Source organism: Variovorax sp. GW821-FHT10C12 (assembly GCF_059415405.1).
Window position 1 is genome coordinate 222,536 of the sequence record NZ_JBWKNE010000005.1, and the last position, 15,708, is coordinate 238,243.

10 protein-coding genes are annotated in these 15,708 nt (G+C 68.6%); 2 read left to right on the forward strand and 8 right to left on the reverse strand.

What is annotated here, in order from left to right; translation table 11 throughout:
• Window positions 1-12 precede the first annotated feature (12 nt).
• The 8 genes from AC07OH_RS22395 to AC07OH_RS22430 all read right to left on the reverse strand — a co-directional run bounded on the left by AC07OH_RS22395 (window position 13) and on the right by AC07OH_RS22430 (window position 12,274).
• Window positions 13-1,218: an ABC transporter substrate-binding protein gene (locus tag AC07OH_RS22395; RefSeq protein WP_495302167.1), complete on the reverse strand. Its 1,206-nt coding sequence runs from the start codon at window positions 1,216-1,218 to the stop codon at window positions 13-15.
• 232 nt (window positions 1,219-1,450) lie between these two features.
• A complete protein-coding gene (gene atpE / locus AC07OH_RS22400; protein WP_062476044.1) occupies window positions 1,451-1,690 on the reverse strand; it encodes a F0F1 ATP synthase subunit C in 240 nt (79 codons plus the stop codon).
• 145 nt (window positions 1,691-1,835) lie between these two features.
• Window positions 1,836-6,557: an Ig-like domain-containing protein gene (locus AC07OH_RS22405; protein WP_495302168.1), complete on the reverse strand. Its 4,722-nt coding sequence runs from the start codon at window positions 6,555-6,557 to the stop codon at window positions 1,836-1,838.
• A gap of 211 nt (window positions 6,558-6,768) precedes the next feature.
• Complete coding sequence (locus tag AC07OH_RS22410) at window positions 6,769-7,620, reverse strand: class I fructose-bisphosphate aldolase (protein ID WP_095950695.1); 852 nt, start codon at window positions 7,618-7,620, stop codon at window positions 6,769-6,771.
• A gap of 43 nt (window positions 7,621-7,663) precedes the next feature.
• The gene (locus AC07OH_RS22415; protein WP_307696892.1) at window positions 7,664-8,644 is read right to left on the reverse strand and encodes an aldo/keto reductase; all 981 of its coding nucleotides are present in this window, start codon (window positions 8,642-8,644) and stop codon (window positions 7,664-7,666) included.
• A 14-nt stretch (window positions 8,645-8,658) separates the two neighbouring features.
• A complete protein-coding gene (locus tag AC07OH_RS22420; protein ID WP_070063424.1) occupies window positions 8,659-9,699 on the reverse strand; it encodes an ABC transporter permease in 1,041 nt (346 codons plus the stop codon).
• Window positions 9,696-11,231 (reverse strand): sugar ABC transporter ATP-binding protein, encoded by a 1,536-nt coding sequence (locus AC07OH_RS22425; protein WP_495302169.1) that lies wholly within the window; start codon window positions 11,229-11,231, stop codon window positions 9,696-9,698. The genes AC07OH_RS22420 and AC07OH_RS22425 overlap by 4 nt, the downstream gene beginning before the upstream one ends.
• A complete protein-coding gene (locus tag AC07OH_RS22430) occupies window positions 11,228-12,274 on the reverse strand; it encodes a substrate-binding domain-containing protein (protein ID WP_495302170.1) in 1,047 nt (348 codons plus the stop codon). Before AC07OH_RS22430 ends, AC07OH_RS22425 begins: the two co-directional genes overlap by 4 nt.
• Before the next feature lie 180 nt (window positions 12,275-12,454).
• On the opposite strand from AC07OH_RS22430, the gene AC07OH_RS22435 reads away from it, so the two are divergent.
• A complete protein-coding gene (locus tag AC07OH_RS22435; RefSeq protein WP_495302171.1) occupies window positions 12,455-13,942 on the forward strand; it encodes an FGGY family carbohydrate kinase in 1,488 nt (495 codons plus the stop codon).
• Window positions 13,939-15,708: a glycerol-3-phosphate dehydrogenase/oxidase gene (locus AC07OH_RS22440; RefSeq protein WP_495302172.1), complete on the forward strand. Its 1,770-nt coding sequence runs from the start codon at window positions 13,939-13,941 to the stop codon at window positions 15,706-15,708. The genes AC07OH_RS22435 and AC07OH_RS22440 overlap by 4 nt, the downstream gene beginning before the upstream one ends.

Here is a 15,708-nt window from a genome sequence, read left to right on the forward strand (position 1 = left end):
TGGAGGCGTGGCTTACTTCATCGAACACTTGGCGGCATAACTGTCGCCGTAGTTCGTGAGAACCGTGTTGATCAGCTTGTTCGTCACCTTGCCTTGCGCGTCCTTGCCGATCACGCGCAGGTAGAAGTTCTCGATGGGGAAGTGGTTGTTCGCGTACTTGAAGGTGCCGCGCGTCGAGGCGTAGTTGGCCTTCTTCAGGGCAGCGACCACGGCCTCGCGGTTCTGCGCGTTGCCGCCCGATTGCTTCACGGCGGCGTCCATCGCGAGGATCGCGTCATAGGCCTGCGCGGCGTACACCGACGGGTAGCGGCCGTTGTATTCCTTGCGGAAGGCGGCCACGAAGGCCTTGTTGGCGGCGTTGTCCAGGTCGTGCGCCCAGTGCGAGGTGTTGAACAGGCCGAGCATGGGCTCGCCCACGGCGCCGATCACGTCCTCGTCGGCCGAGAAGCCGCTGGTGACCAGCGTGATGTCCTTGGACAGGCCCGCGCCCACGAACTGCTTGATGAAGTTGATGCCCATCGCGCCGGGCAGGAAGAAGTAGATCGAGTCAGGCTTGGCCGCGCGCAGCTGCGCGAGTTCGGCGGCGTAGTCGATCTGGCCCAGCTTGGTGTACAGCTCGTCGGCCACCTGGCCCTTGAACTGGCGCTTGAAGCCGCCCAGGGCATCCTTGCCGGCCGGGTAGTTGGGGGCGATCAGCACGATCTTCTTGAACGCGCGGTCTTGCGCGAACTTGCCGGCGGCCTCGTGGAACTGGTCGTTCTGGTAGGCGGTGCCGAAGAAGTAGGGGCTGCACTGCGCGCCGGCGAACTGGCTCGGGCCGGCGTTGGCCGACAGGTAGGGCACCTTGGCGTTGAACAGCGTCGGGCCCACGGCCAGCGCCACGTTGGAGCCGATGGGGCCGCTGAAGATGTCGATCTTGTCGCGCTGGATCATGCGGTCGACCAGCTGCTTGGCCTGGTCGGGGCTGCCGGCCATGTCGGCCTGCACAAACTCCACGTCCTGCCCGCCGAGCTTGCCGTTCAGCTGTTTGATGCCCAGCGCGAAGCCGTCACGCGCCTCGGCACCCAGGGCCGCGAAAGGCCCCGAGATGTCAAGGGCCAAACCCACCTTGACCGGCGCGGCGATGGCCGACACCGAGGCCCCGAGGGCGGCGCCGCACAGCAGCAGCGAGATCAGGGTGCGCGGCAGCGCGGGCGATTTCAGGAACGTGGGGCGCATCGGGTTCTCCGGCTAGGGAAGGGTTGAGACAACTGAACTGTTGATAGTTAAATACTTTAGCCGTAAACAATTCGGTGTCAACGGTACTAGCACGAATGGTGCCAGTGAACCGTGTCGCTTCCGTCGCGTCGGTCTCTTCCAGGAACACCGCGGAACCGGCTTTGCCGGGCCGCTGGTGTTGCCCCCTGCAAGGGGGTTGGCGTAGCGACACGAAGTGCGCGAAGACTGGGGGTTAGCCAAAAGGACTTGCGGTGGCGAACCAGAGGCCGATGCCGGTCGCGATGATGAAGGCCCCATCGGTCACGCCCGCGACCAGGAAGAACTTGGTCTGCAGCGTGTCGACCAGCTCGGGCTGGCGCGTCGTGCCTTCGAGAAACTTCTGGCCCACCAGCGCGATGCCGATGCACGAACCCAGTGCGGCAATGCCGATCAGCAGGGCAACGGCGAGCGGGAGGATGTTGAAGCCGGTCATGGTTTTTTCTCCTGGTTGATGAATCGATGGACCCACTGTTCCAGAACGGGTGCATCGAATCCATGACGCGGGAGGTCATGTGCCAGACGAAAAAAAGGCCGGCCGTCGAAACGGCCGGCCTGGGCTCAGGCGCAAAGCGAAGGGCTTACGGCAGCTGTGTCCAGTTCTGGTTGTTGCCGCCGTTGCAGGTCCAGGTGATCAGCGCCGTGTCCTGCGTGGTCGAGCCGTTCGGCACGTCCAGGCACGAGCCCGAGGCGCGGTTGCGCACCGTGCCGCCCACCAGGCTCCACTGCGCCGTGTTGCCCGACGAGCAGGCCACCTGCACGACGGCCGCGTTCGTGGTCGCCGTGCCGTTCTGCGCCAGGCACAGGCCGCTGTGCTCGGCGATGAACTGCACGTAGCCGCCGGTGACGGGCGTCATCGTGAACTTCTCGTTGCCTGCGTTGCCGCACGGCCATTGCACCGCCGTCGCGCCGCTGGTGGTCGAGGCGCCCTTGATGTTCACGCACATCGTCGGGTTGAGGTCGGAGCGCAGCCGCGTGACCACCGCCGGGGCGGTGTCCTGCGAGCGCACGTACTCGCGCAGCGCCACCACGTCGTTCGCCGGCAGGCTGGAGGCGTTGCCGTGGCCGCCCGCGAGCAGGTCCTGCAGCGTGGCCGCCTGGCCGTTGTGGAAGAACGCGGTGGTGTTCCAGGTGCCCGACAGGGTCGGCGTGTCGAAGCCCACGCCCGCCAGCGGCTGGTTGCTGCCCTTGCCCGACGAGGCCTGGATGGTGCCCACGTCGTGTCGCAGGCCGTCGCGGAAGGTGGCACCCGTGTGGCAGGTGGCGCACTGGGCCGTGTTGAACACGGTCTGTCCGCGCACCGCGTCCACGCTCAGGCTGCCGTCCGCGGCGCGCGCCGGGCTGCGCATGTACTTGTTGAGCGAGCCCAGGTACACGGCCAGGTCGTCCAGCTGCGCGTTCTTGCCGGCCTTGGGCGCACCCAGCGGGGCCTGCGTGGCGGCCCAGTCGGCGTTGCTCAGGAAGCCGGTGCCGCCGAACTCGTTGCGGATGTCGTTCTCGAAGTCCTGCACCTCGTCGAAGTTGGCCGTCCAGTGCAGCTTGCCGTGGCTGGTGCCGCGCCGCCCCTGCAGGCTGATGGTGCGGCGCAGGCCTTCGCCGCGCTGGGTGAAGTCCCACACCATGCCGTCGTCGCCGCCGTCCGCGTGGCAGCTGGCACAAGACATGTAGTTGTCCTTGCTCATGCGCCGGTCGGCCGCGTTGTAGAACACCTGCTTGCCGCGCAGCGCCGCGGCGGCCATCGGCTCCTGCGCCACGGTGGCCACGTTCTGCAGGAAGATCGCCGTGCTGGTCTCGGCCGACAGCACCTGCGCCACGTCGTGCACCGACACCGAGCGCGCCAGGAAGTTGTTCACGAACAACCGCTTGCGCGCCGCATCGAGGTACAGGCCGTGCGGGGCGCTGCTGGCGTTGATCTCGCCGCGAATCGCGCGGGTGTAGCTGTCGACGATGGCGACGCGGTTGCCTTCCATCTGCGCCACGAACAGGTAGTCGCCGGCGGGCGAATACAGCGCGGCGCGCGCGGGGGCGCGGTCGTCGAAGTCGATCTGCTCGGAGAACACCTCGGCGGCGCTTTGCAGGTTCACCTGCGACAGGATCGAGCGCACCGTCTGGTCGTGCGGCAGGTCCTTGCCGTCGCGGAAGCGGCCGCGCACGATGTTGTCCTTCTTCGAAGGCAGCACGGCACGCGAGCCGTCGGGCGAGATCACCACCTGGCTCAGGTAGTTGGCCACGCCGCGCGCGCGGCTCTCGGTGTCGACGGTCGTGGTGTCCACCGGCAGCGCGATGGTCTGCAGCGCGGTCAGCGATTGCAGGTTCACCTTGTGCAGCTGGCCACCCGTCATCTTCGACTTGAAGCGCGTGACGTAGGCCACCTGCGAGTCGGCGCTCACGGCGATGCCGCGCACGCCGCCCTCGAGCGCCAGCGCGCCGGTGGTGGCGCCGTTGCTGGGGTCGAAGCTCATGAGCACCGACTTGCTTTCGAGCGTGAGCAGGCCCTTGGCGCCGTTGGGCGTGAAGGCCACGCCGTACGGACCGCTGCCGTAGGCCAGCGGCACCGACACCGACTGCGAGCCGTCGGCGGCATTGAGCGCCACCAGCTTGTCCTCGCCCTGCACCGCGACCCAGATGCGGCCGTCGGGGCCCACGGCCAGCGTCTTGGCCTCGTCGCCGACGCGCACTTCCCACAGCTTGGCCAGGGTCTGCGCGTCGATGGCGGCCACCGTGCCGCTGTCGGGGTTCACCGAGTACACCCGGCTGGCGTCGCCCGCGATGTTGGTCGTGTGCGTGGGCGCGGTCGCGGTGACCGGCGCGATCACGGTCACGTTGTAGGTGTAGTAGGTCTCGCGGCCGCTGCTGTCCTTCACCGTCAGGGTCACCGTGTAGTGGCCGGGCGTGGTGTAGGTGTAGCTGGCGTTGGGCTGGTTCGAGAATGCCGTCTGCGTGCCGTTGCCGAAGTTCCAGCGGAACTGCACGCCGCTGGCGCCGAGCGTCGCGGGGTTGAAGCTCAGCTGGCCGTTGACCAGCTTGGGCCCGCCGCCCAGGCCCGGGTCGCCGATGATGGCCTGGCCGCGCAGCGTGTCCACCTCGGCCTGGCCGAGCACGCGGCCGTACACGCGCACCTCGGCCAGCGTGCCCTTGAAGAGCGCGGTGTTGCCCTGGATCTGGCCCATGACCTGGAACTTGGTCGACAGGCCCTTGGTGCCGGTCGGGCCGGTCGAGGTGGTCTTCACGCCGTCGACGTACACCGCCTGCGCGCCCGAGGCCGCGTCGCGCGTGAGCACGACGTGGTGCCAGTTGCCGTCGTTCACGGCCGCGGTGGAGGTGGTGCCGCCGTCGTTGCCCACCGAGAGCTTGATGCGCCCGCCGGTGTCCAGCCAGCCCCAGAACACGTCGTCGGTGCCGCCCGACTGGTCGCGACCGAAGATGCCGGGCGCGGTCCACGAGTTGGCAGCGCCGGCCTGCGTGGTCTTCATGTAGAAGCTCAGCGAGGCGGTTCCACCCAGCGCGCTGGCCACGGTGTCGTTCTTCAGCGGCACGCCGGCGGTGCGGTTCGCGAAGTTCAGGCCGATGCTCTCGAACGCATCGCCGGTGGCGGGCGTGCCGTTGTTGGCGCCGATCTGGTCGCCCAGGTTGCCCGTCAGCGGCCAGTGGTGCATCAGGTTGATGTCGCTGGCGTTGCCGGTGTTGAAGGTGGAGCGGTAGTCGGCGCCGATGGCGTTGCCCGCATAGTCCTTCACGCCGTTGGCCGGCAGGAACACCTCATAGCTGGTGCCCGGCAGCAGCGGCTGCGCGGGATGGAAGTTGACGATGCCCAGCTGCACGCTGTAGGTGCCCGCCAGCGTGTTGCCGCCCACCGGGCGCACGATGAAGGTGTTGCTGTTCACGCTCTCGGGCAGGATGTTGTCGGTCATGCCCAGGCCGATGCGCGAGCTGAGGGCCTGCTGCTTCGCACCGTTCACGGGCGAGACCTGCTTCACTTCGGGCTTGGTGGTGTCGGGATCGACCGAGTGCACGACGAAGCCGCTGCCCGAGCCGTGGTCGTTGCCCACGAAGACGAGGTTGCCGAACATCGCGACCTGGCCGTTGTCCGAATGCGAGAAGTTCGGGTCATCCTCGCGCAGGATGCTGCCGCGGCCCACCTCCACGTGGTTCAGCGGGTTGCTCACGTCCACCTTGTGGATGCGCGTCTGCGCGCCCTGGATGACGTAGTTGTCCTGCGTGGCGCAGTACAGCTGCTCGTCAATGACGAGCCGGTTGTCCTCGGCCACGAAGCGCGAGCGGTCGCTCAGGTCGTAGCTGTACATCTTGGCGCCGCTGCCGCGCGCCGACGCGTGCACGTTGCGGCCGTCGAAGCAGGTCGCGTAGTAGAACGGCGTGGCGCCGGCGATCGAATCGAGCACCTTGGGGTTGAGCGGGTCGGAGATGTCCAGGCTCGCGAAACCGCCGTTGCTTTCCATCGCGGTCAGCACCATGTGGTTGCCCATGGTGAAGATCGGGCCGATGCGGAAACCGCCCAGCTCGCCCGTGGGCACCGGGTTGGGCTTGCCGGCGCCGCGGTTGGCGACGACCGCGTTCGCGGGGTCCGTCGCGTCGACGATGAAGATACCGCGGCCGGCCGAGGCCACGTACAGGTAGGGGGCCTGCCACCACAGCTGCCAGGCCACGTTCTCGTAGTCGCCGCCGCTCACGCCGGGCAGCGCCAGCTTCTTCACCTGCTTGATGTCGTTGATGTCGGTGAAGTCCCAGAACTCCACGCCGTTGATGCTGGGCAGCACCACGTAGGTCTTGCCGCCGATCTTCGCGGTGCCGAAGGAGTGCGTCTCGCGGAATTCCTTGGTGCGGCCGCCGGTGGCGTCATCGGGCTCGTAGATCTTCTTGACGAGCTTGATCTGGCGCGGGTTCGACACGTCGTACAGCAGGAAGCCGCCCGGGCCGAGGCCGCTGTCCGGCGCGAAGGAGGTGAGGAAGTAGCCGTTGACCATGATGCCGGCGTTCATGCCGTAGTCCTTGCGGCCCGGGTACGTGGCGGGCACCTCACGCGACTCGTAGGCACTGCTGTGCGCCGGGTCGAGAGGGTGCGCGGCGCTGGTGATCATCGACACCGGCTTGAACAGTTCCGCCGAGGTGTAGGTGAGGTTGCCCAGGCCCGGCCCCTGCAGCGGGAGCGGGTCGGCCACGACAGCGGCAGCCGCCGTGGCCATCTTGTTGAGGGTCGTCATCGGACTGACCCCGGTGATTGCCGCATGCGTCAGCAATGTGACGCACGGCACCAGGAACGCCATCAGGAAATACCGGATCTTCATCGTCGCCTCCAGGTTGTTTGAAGTTCGCAGGGAACCCTCTTGTCCTTGGTTCTCTCGAGTCACTCGGTCGCTTGCAGGGAAAGCGCACGCGCAGGCGCGCCCCCGGCGGGCAACGCATGCGTTGTCCGCCGTCCACTTCTTCTTCTGTCTTGCTCTCCCGCTGGTTGGCGCCGGCGCCTTCCGCGTGGAAGGCACCGGCGCCTGGGCGCTGTTACTTCACGCCGCCCGATTCGTAGATAGCCCAGGCCGCCTCGGCGCTGGCACCGTCGTGGATCATGGCCATCAGTGCGCTCACCACCGCCGAGGGGTTGGCGTGCTGGTAGACGTTGCGGCCGTACACCATGCCGACGGCGCCCTGGTCCAGGAGCACGCGCGAGCGCGCGAACACCTGCTGCAGGTCTTCGCGCCCGCCGCCGCGCACGAGCACGGGGCAGCGCGCGGCCTGCACCACGCGGTGGAAGTCGGTGGCGTCGGTGGTGGGGTCGGCCTTGACGATGTCGGCGCCCATCTCGCGCGCCAGGCGCGTGAGCGTGACGATCTTTTCGGCGTCGCCGTCCACCATGTAGCGGCTGGTGGCGGTGGGCGCCTGCATCACGAGCGGCTCGATCATCAGCGGCATGCCGTAGCGGTCGCAGTCGGCGCGCACGCGGGCGATGTTCTGCACGCACTGGCGGAACAGGTCGGGCTCGTCGGGCAGCATGAACAGGTTGACGACCACGCAGGCCGCGTCCCGCTGCACGGCGGGCAGCACCGGGTCGTCCTGGTTCTGCAGCACGGCCCACATCACGCGGTGGTGCACGGCGTTGTAGGGGTTGCCCATGTCCAGGCGCATCACCAGCGCGGGGCGGTCGCGCCCGGGCCGGTCCTGCAGCAGGTCGGACTGCCCGTAGTTCAGCTGGATCGCGTCGGGCTTCGCAGCCACGAGCTTGTCGATCACGCCGGGCATGTCCTCCAGGCCGTCCAGGAAGGTGGGTTCGTTGCACACGCCGTGGTCCAGGGCGATGTCCAGGCAGCGGCCGTTGTGCAGCAGGCGGTTGAGCCGCGCGGTCTTGTCTTTCGACATGAAGGAAGAACTCCGTGTTGAGGAAAAAAGAAAGGGCGCGCGCTCAGGCGAGCGCGTCCAGGTGGCGCTTGGCTGCGGCGTCGATGAGCTGCAGGGCTTCGCTGTCGAGCACGACCGCACCGGCGCCGGCGTTCTCGATGGCCTGCTGGCGCACGCGCGCACCGCACAGCGCCACCGAGACGGTGCCGCGGGCCACGGTCCACGCAATCATCATCTGGCCGAAGGAGCAGCCCAGGTGCGTGCGCAGCGGCTCCAGCGTGTCGAAGAAGGCCTTGAGCTTGGCGCGGTTGGCTTCGCTGAAACGTGGGTTCGTGGCGCGCTGGTCGTCGCCCTTGAACTCGCGCGCGGGGTCGATGGGCCCGGCCAGCAGGCCCAGCGCCAGCGACGAGTAACCCAGCACCGCCACGTTGTGCTCGGCGCACAGCGGCGCCAGCGTGGTCTCGATGCCGCGGTCGATCAGGCTGTAGAGCTCCTGCGCTGCATCGACCGGGCCGTGTTTCAGGTACTCCGAAAGAATCTCGGGCGTCGCGTTGCTCACGCCGATGGCGCGGATCTTTCCCTGCTTCTTGAGCGCCAGCAGCGCGTCCATGGTCTCGGCCACGGGCGTCGTGTGGTCCTGCCAGTGCGTGATGTACAGGTCGATGTAGTCGGTCTGCAGGCGCTTCAGGCTCTCTTCGCATTCGTGGAAGATCGAGTCGCGCCCGAGGTAGCGGTACACCGGGTGGCCGTCTTCCTCGAAGAAGTGCGTGCCCTGCTGCGTGTGCCACACCAGGCCGCACTTGGTGGCGATCACGGCCTCGTGGCGGCGGCCCTTGAGCGCGGTGCCGACGATGCTCTCGGAGCGGCCCAGGCCGTAGGCCGGTGCGGTGTCGATCAGGGTCACGCCCGCATCGAGCGAGGCCTGGATGGCAATCACGGCGGCCGCGTTGTCGCCGCCGCCCCACATCCATCCGCCCATGGCCCAGGTGCCCAGGCCGATGGCCGAGCATTCGATGCCCGAGGGGCCGAGGGTGGTCTTCTTCATTGGGGTTGCGCTGCTCATCGCTTGGTCTTTCTCGTGTTCAGGATGTGGTCGATGGTCACGGCCGCGAGCAGGATCAGGCCCTTGATCACGTCCTGCCAGTAAGGCGACACGTCGAGCAGGATCAGCGAGCTGGTCACCACCGACAGCAGCGCCAGGCCGAGCACGGCGCCGAGCACGGTGCCCGAGCCGCCCTTGAGGCTGGCGCCACCGATCACGGCCGCGGCAATCACGTTGAGTTCCATGCCCATGCCGAAGGTCGGCGTGGCGGCGCCGAAGCGCGCCGTGTAGATCACGCCGGCCAGGCCCGCCGAGGCGGAGCACAGCACCGTGACCCAGAACTTCACACGGCCCACGCGGATGCCGGCGTACAGCGCGGCCTTCTCGTTGCTGCCGGTGTAGAACACGCGGCGCAGCAGGGTGGAGCGGCGCAGCACGAAGTCGCTCACGATCACGATGGCCAGGAAGATCAGGATCACGGCCGGCACGCCGAACAGCGTGCCCTGGCCGATGAACTTGAACTCGGCCGGCAGCGAGAACAGCGACTGCGGCGTGCCCTGCGTGAGCGCCAGGCACAGCCCACGCACGATCACCATGAAGGCCAGCGAGGCGATGAAGTGGTTCAGCCCGATGCGCGTGACGCAGCCGCCGATCATGGCGCCGATGAGGCCGCTCGCGCCAATGGCCACCAGGCTTGCGAGCCACGGGTCCATGCCCATGAGAAAGAGCTTGCCGGTCACCACCATCGCGAAGCACACCACCGAGCCCACCGACAGGTCGATGCCGCCGACGATGAGCAGGATGGTCATGCCCACCACCACGATGCCCTCGATGGAGAAGGACAGCAGCATCGCGCGCACGTTGTCCCAGGTGAGGAAGTAGGGCGATGCGAAGCTCATCGCAACGCACAGCGCCACGATGATCAGCACCAGCCCGGCTTCGCGCATGCTCGTGAGCTTGTTGGCCTGCTTCACGGGGTCTCCTGTTCGGCGGGGTTGCAGGGAGCCGGCTGTGGCCGTGGCCGCAGCGCCTGCATCGATTCTGGTCGGAAAGTTCATGCCATTGCCTCTTCGGGTTCGCAAAGTCCGGAGGCCAGCCGCAGCAGGGCTTCCTCCGTCATCTCGTCATGGGCCAGTTCGCCCGCCAATCGCCCTTCGCGGATCACCAGTGCGCGGTCGCACAGGCCGATGATCTCGGGCAGTTCGGAAGAGATCACCACCACGCCCACGCCCTGGTCGGCTAGGTCGCGCAGGATGTGGTGGATCTCGGATTTCGCGCCCACGTCCACGCCGCGCGTGGGCTCGTCCATCAGCAGCACCGCGGGCTGCGTGGCCAGCAGCTTGGCGATCGCCACCTTCTGCTGGTTGCCGCCCGACAGGCTCGACACCTCGATCGCCACGCCGTCCGACTTCAGGTTGAGCTTGGCGCCCAGCTGCACCGCGAGCCGGTGCTCGGTGGCGCGCTGCAGCAGGCCCAGGGCCGAACTCACGCGGCGCAGCGCCATCGACGAGATGTTCTGCGCGATCGGCAGGTCGAGGAACACGCCGGCCGCCTTGCGGTCTTCGCTCAGGTAGGCGATGCCTTCGCGCAGCGCGTCGCTGTACTTGCGGATGGCCAGCGTCTTGCCGTTCAGGCGCACGGCGCCGCGCCGCGCGGGGCGCAGGCCGCACACGGTCTCGGCCAGCTCGCTGCGCCCGGCGCCCATCAGGCCGGCAATGCCGAGGATCTCGCCACGCTTCAGCGTGAAGGAGATGCCGTGCACGCGCTCGTCGTCGGCGATGCCGTCGACTTCGAGCACGGGGCCGGCGTTCGCATCGGCGGCAGCGCCGGCTTGCTTGGGCGGGTAGTAGTTGCCCAGGTCGCGCCCGACCATGCGGCGCACCAGCTCGTCGGGCGTCATGCCTTCGAGCGGGCCGCTGTGCACGTTGCGCCCGTCGCGCAGCACGGTGGCGCGGTCGCAGTGCGTGAAGATCTCGGCCATGCGATGGCTGATGTAGATGATGCCGATGCCCTGCGCCTTGAGGTCGTGCAGCACCCGGAAGAGCGCGGCCGATTCGTTGTCGGTGAGGGCGGCGGTGGGCTCGTCGAGGATGAGCACCTTGCAGTCCAGCGTGAGCGCCTTGGCGATCTCCACCAGCTGCTGGCTCGAAATGCTCAGGTCGCGCACCAGCGCGGCCGGGTCGATGTCCTGGCCCAGGCGCGCCAGCACTGTCGCGGCGCGCGTGTTCAGCGCGGAGAAGTTCATCCACGCCTGTTTGCCGGCGTTGATTTCCGGCATGAAGATGTTCTCGGCCACGGTGGCATCGGCGCACAGGGCGATTTCCTGGTGCACCAGGCCGATGCCCAGGCGCATGGCGTGGGCGGGACCGTCGATGACGACCTTCTGGCCGCACAGCACGATCTCGCCTTCGTCGGGCTGGTGGATGCCGTCGATGATGTTCATCAGCGTCGACTTCCCCGCGCCGTTCTCGCCGCACAGGGCGTGGATCTCGCCGGCCTGCAGCGAGAAGTCCACGCCCGAGAGCGCGCGCGAAGCGCCGAAGCGCTTCGCGATGCCGCGCAGTTCAAGCAATGCGGCAGGGGTGCTCACTCGCCGATTCCCTTGGTGCCACGGCGGGCGAGGTACTTGTCCCAGTAGAAGTCGTCGGCGTTGGCCTTGCTGACCACGGCCAGGCCGTTGTCCAGGAAGGGCACGGCCATCGGGTTGGTGCCGTTGCGCTTGGCGTCGTTCATCGGGTCGATGAGGCCCGGGTTCTTGGCCAGGAACAGCATCATCATGCCCATGTAGCCCTGCATGCCCTGGTTCGGGTTGATGGCACCGAACACGTCGCCCGACTTGATCATGTCCAGGATCTTGGCGTTGACGTCGCAGCACATCACCTTGATGTTCTTCTTGGTCTCGACCTTGGCCTGCGCCGCGCCGAGCGCCGAGTTGGCCTCGGGCATGAAGAGGGCACCCAGGTTCGGGTTGGCCTGCGCCAGGCTCAGCACGGCCTGGTAGGCCTTGTTCGGGTCCTGGTTGCTGGCGGCGCGGCCGACCAGCTTCATGCCCGGGTGCTTGGCCTTCATGCGGTTGACGAAGGCGGCGATGCGGCGGTCGTGGTTGTCCTGGCCCGGGTTCTCGAGCACGGCGTACTCGCCCTTGCCGTTCAGCGATGCGGCGATGGCGTCGGCGGCCTGGTTGCCTTCGCGGTCGTTGTCGGAGGTGATGAACGAGGTGCGCTTGGAGTTGGGCGAGTCGGCCGCGAAGGTCACGACCGGGATGCCCATCGCGGCGGCGCGGTTGATGGGTTCGATGAACGGGTCGGGGTTCATCGGGTGCAGCAGGATGCCGGCGGGCTTGCGCGCCAGTTCCTGTTCGAACGATGCGAGCTGCTTGTTCACGTCGTACTCCGGCGTGCCGGTGTAGCGGGTGCGAACGCCCAGCGTGCGGCCGAGCTGCTTCATCATTTCGTAGACCGGGAACCAGTACTCGACGCCCGAGACCATCACGTTCATCACGTAGACGTCGCTGGCATTGCCGCGCAGGCCGGCACCCGCCGCGGGGGCTGCGGCTTGCTGTTGCGCGAACGCGCTCGCACCGGCCAGGCCGATACCGGCGGCGGCTGCGGACTTCAGGAAATTACGCCTCATTCTTTGTCTCCTCACGTTGACTGGCAGAGCTTTCGGCCCACCGTTGGGTGGCGGACCTGTGGACCGTGGTGTCACGACAGTTGTTATGACAGGCTAGAATGTAATGGCGGGCCGTTTCACCCGATAACTAGGGGAAACGCTACTGGTGACAGTCTTTTTTTCCGCCGAAGCTGTTATGACATGAAGACCAAAATACTGATCGGCATCGACATGGGGTCGAGCAGCCTGAAGGCGCTGGCCCTGGACGCGGGGAGCGGGCGCAGCCTGGCCGTGTCGCGCCTGCCCCTGCGGCATGCGCGGCTGCCCGGCGGCGGATGCGAGGTGGGCGCGGCGGCGATCCGCGCGGGGCTGACCCACGTGCTCGGCGACGTGGCCCGCCAGCTCGGCCCGCGTGCGGCGGACGTGTGCGCCATCGGCTGCACCGGCCACGGCGCGGGCCTGTACGCCCTCGATGCACAACACGAACTCGTCGGCGGCCGCGCCGTCGCCTCCACCGACCAGCGCGCCGATGCGCGCGCGCTCGCACTCTCGGCACGCCACGGCGACCGGCTGTTCGCCGACGTGGGCTGCCGCCCCTGGCCCGGCCAGCCCACGGTGATCGCGGCCGAGCTGCTCGGCGCCGACGCCGTGCAGCGCGGCGAGTTGCATCGCCTGCTGTTCGCCAAGGACTACCTCGGCTTTTTGCTGACCGGCGAGATCGCCACCGACGCGAGCGATGCCAGCACCGCCGGCCTGCTCTCTCTGGCCACCGGCGACTGGTCGAGCCTCGCCTTCGAGCTCGCGGGCATCGACGGCCTCGGGCCGCGCGCCTTCGGTCCGCTGGTGCCCAGCGGCCAGACCATGGGCCGGCTGCGCGCGGCCGAGGCGGCGCTGTGCGGCCTGCCCGCCGGCATTCCGGTGGCGATGGGCGCGATCGACCTGCTCGCTTCGATGACCGCCATCGGCGCCGAAGACCGCGGCCGCGCCGTGTCGGTGCTGGGCACGTGGTGCGTCAACGCCGTCATCGGCCCGGTGATCGCGCCGCAGCCCGAGGTCGCTGCGCTCGTCAACTTCGGCCGCACGCGCGAGCGCCTGTACATGGAGAACAGCCCCTCGTCGATGGCCAACATCGCGTGGCTGGCCGGCGCGCTCGGGCTGCCCGATGCGCGCGCCGTGGTCGACCTGGCCATGGGCGTGCCGCTGGGCGCGAACGGGCTGCGCTTTCTGCCCTTCATCAACGGCGGGGGCGGCATCACGGCCGGCTTCGTCGGGCTCAAGAGCCACCACACGCCGGCCGACATGGCGCGCGCCGTGGTCGATGCCGTGGCCGCGCTGCATGCGCGCCACACCGCGCGCCTGGCGTCGCAGGGTCTGCCGGTGTCGGCCTCCAGCGTGCTGGGCGGCGGCGCCAGCGATGCGCGCCTCGTGCGCCTGCTCGCGGCGCTGCTGGGCCACCCGGTCGAGCGCTGCGCCGATGACGAAACCGGCGCGCGCGGCGCCGCCCTCTATGCCGCGATGTCGCAGGACCTCGACGACGCGGGGCCTGCCAGCCCGCTGCGCGCGCCCTGCGAACTCATCGAACCCGACGCGCGCGACGCGCGGGCCCATGCCGATTTCAACGCCGAATTCAACGAACTGATCGATCGCATGTCTCCTGTCTTCAACCATCTTTCGGGCGGTGCGTCATGAGCGCGTGGCAACTGCCTTTTGTCCGTCCGGCTTCGCTGGAGGGCCGCCACTTTTCCACAGTGATCGTCGGCGCCGGCATCAACGGCGTGGGCGTGTTCCGCGACCTGTCGCTGCAGCGCGTCGATTGCCTCATCGTCGACAAGGGCGACTTCGGCGCCGGTGCCAGCAGCGCGCCCTCGCGCATGATCCACGGCGGCCTGCGCTACCTGGAAAACGGCAGCTTCTCGCTGGTGGCCGAGGCCACGCGCGAGCGCAACCTGCTGCTGCGCAACGCGCCGCACCTGGTGCAGCCGCTGAAGACGGTGGTGCCGCTGTCGAGCTTCTTCGGCGGCCTGATGAGCAGCGCGCTCAAGTTCTTCGGACGCACGCCGCCGCAGCGCACGCGCGGCCTGCTGGCCGTGGCCGCGGGCCTGCGCCTGTACGACCTGCTGGGCCGCCGCCAGCGCGTGATGCCGGGCCACCGCATCAGCCGCGTGCCCACCAACGACCGCCGCCTGTTCCGCGCCGCCATCCGCTGGACCGCCACCTTCTTCGACGCCTGGATCAGCCATCCCGAGTGGCTGATCCTCGAGCTCATCGGCGACGCCTGCCGCGACCAGCCGCGCTCGGCCGCCGCCAACTACTGCCGCGTGACGGGCTGCGCGGGCAACATCCTCACGCTGCGCGACGAGATCACCGGCGCGCTGGTGCGCGTCACGGCCGACACCGTGGTGAACGCCACCGGCGCCTGGCTCGACCGCAGCGCGGCCGTGCTCGGCGGTGCCGGCCCGCGCGTGATGGGCACCAAGGGCTCGCACCTCGTGCTCGACCACCCGGCGCTGCGCGACGCGCTCGAAGGCCGCATGGCCTACTTCGAGGCGGTGGACGGGCGCGTGTGCATCGTCTATCCGTTTCTCGACCGCGTGCTGGTGGGCTCCACCGACATCCCGGTGGAAGACCCCGACCAGATCGTCACCGAGCCGGCCGAGATCGACTACCTGATCGACGTGCTGCGCGAGGTGTTCCCCAACATGGCCTTCGACCGCCAGCATGTGATCTACACCTACGTCGGCGTGCGCCCGCTCGCGCGCTCCGATGCCGACAAGCCGGGCCAGATCTCGCGCGACCACTCGGTGGTGGTCGACCCGCCGAGCGCCACGCGCGACGTGCCCATCGTCGGCCTCGTGGGCGGCAAGTGGACCACCTTCCGCGCCCTGGCCGAAGAAGCCACCGACCACGTGCTGCGCCACCTGGGCCGCTCGCGCACCGCCTCGACCGAGTCGCTGCCCATCGGCGGCGGCGCCGAGCTGCCGGCCGACGCGGCCGCCACCGAGCGCTTCATCGACAAGATGACGGCCGGCTCGGGCCTGGGCCGCGCACGCGCGCTGGGCCTGCTGCGCCGCTACGGCTCGAAGGCGCTGCCGCTGGCGCAGCGCCTCGCGGCCTCGGGCGACACGCCGCTGCGCCACGCGCCCGAGTACTCGGCGGCCGAACTCTCGTACCTGTGCATGGAGACCGGCGTCGTGCACCTGGACGACCTTGTGATCCGCCGCACGCTGCTGGCGATCCGCGGGCTGGTCACCGACGACGCGCTGGCCGAGATCGCCGGCGTGGCCGCCGAAGCCCTCGGCTGGGACGCGGCCCGCGCGCACCAGGAACTCAGCGCCTGCGCCGCCGCACTGCGCGAACGGCATGGCGTGCGCCTGCAGCCGGTGGCGGCCCACGAGCCGGCGCCTTCCGCTTTCGATGCATCATTGATGGCCAGCCCCGTCCTCGGCCCGACCTAA

What these genes read in the sequence shown, in the direction of transcription:
- AC07OH_RS22420 (WP_070063424.1), bottom strand. Translation starts at nt 9,699, where the DNA reads ATGAACTTTCCGACCAGAATCGATGCAGGCGCTGCGGCCACGGCCACA.
- AC07OH_RS22440 (WP_495302172.1), top strand. Translation starts at nt 13,939, where the DNA reads ATGAGCGCGTGGCAACTGCCTTTTGTCCGTCCGGCTTCGCTGGAGGGC.
- AC07OH_RS22410 (WP_095950695.1), bottom strand. Translation starts at nt 7,620, where the DNA reads ATGTCGAAAGACAAGACCGCGCGGCTCAACCGCCTGCTGCACAACGGC.
- AC07OH_RS22435 (WP_495302171.1), top strand. Translation starts at nt 12,455, where the DNA reads ATGAAGACCAAAATACTGATCGGCATCGACATGGGGTCGAGCAGCCTG.
- AC07OH_RS22430 (WP_495302170.1), bottom strand. Translation starts at nt 12,274, where the DNA reads ATGAGGCGTAATTTCCTGAAGTCCGCAGCCGCCGCCGGTATCGGCCTG.
- AC07OH_RS22415 (WP_307696892.1), bottom strand. Translation starts at nt 8,644, where the DNA reads ATGAAGAAGACCACCCTCGGCCCCTCGGGCATCGAATGCTCGGCCATC.
- AC07OH_RS22395 (WP_495302167.1), bottom strand. Translation starts at nt 1,218, where the DNA reads ATGCGCCCCACGTTCCTGAAATCGCCCGCGCTGCCGCGCACCCTGATC.
- atpE (WP_062476044.1), bottom strand. Translation starts at nt 1,690, where the DNA reads ATGACCGGCTTCAACATCCTCCCGCTCGCCGTTGCCCTGCTGATCGGC.
- AC07OH_RS22405 (WP_495302168.1), bottom strand. Translation starts at nt 6,557, where the DNA reads ATGAAGATCCGGTATTTCCTGATGGCGTTCCTGGTGCCGTGCGTCACA.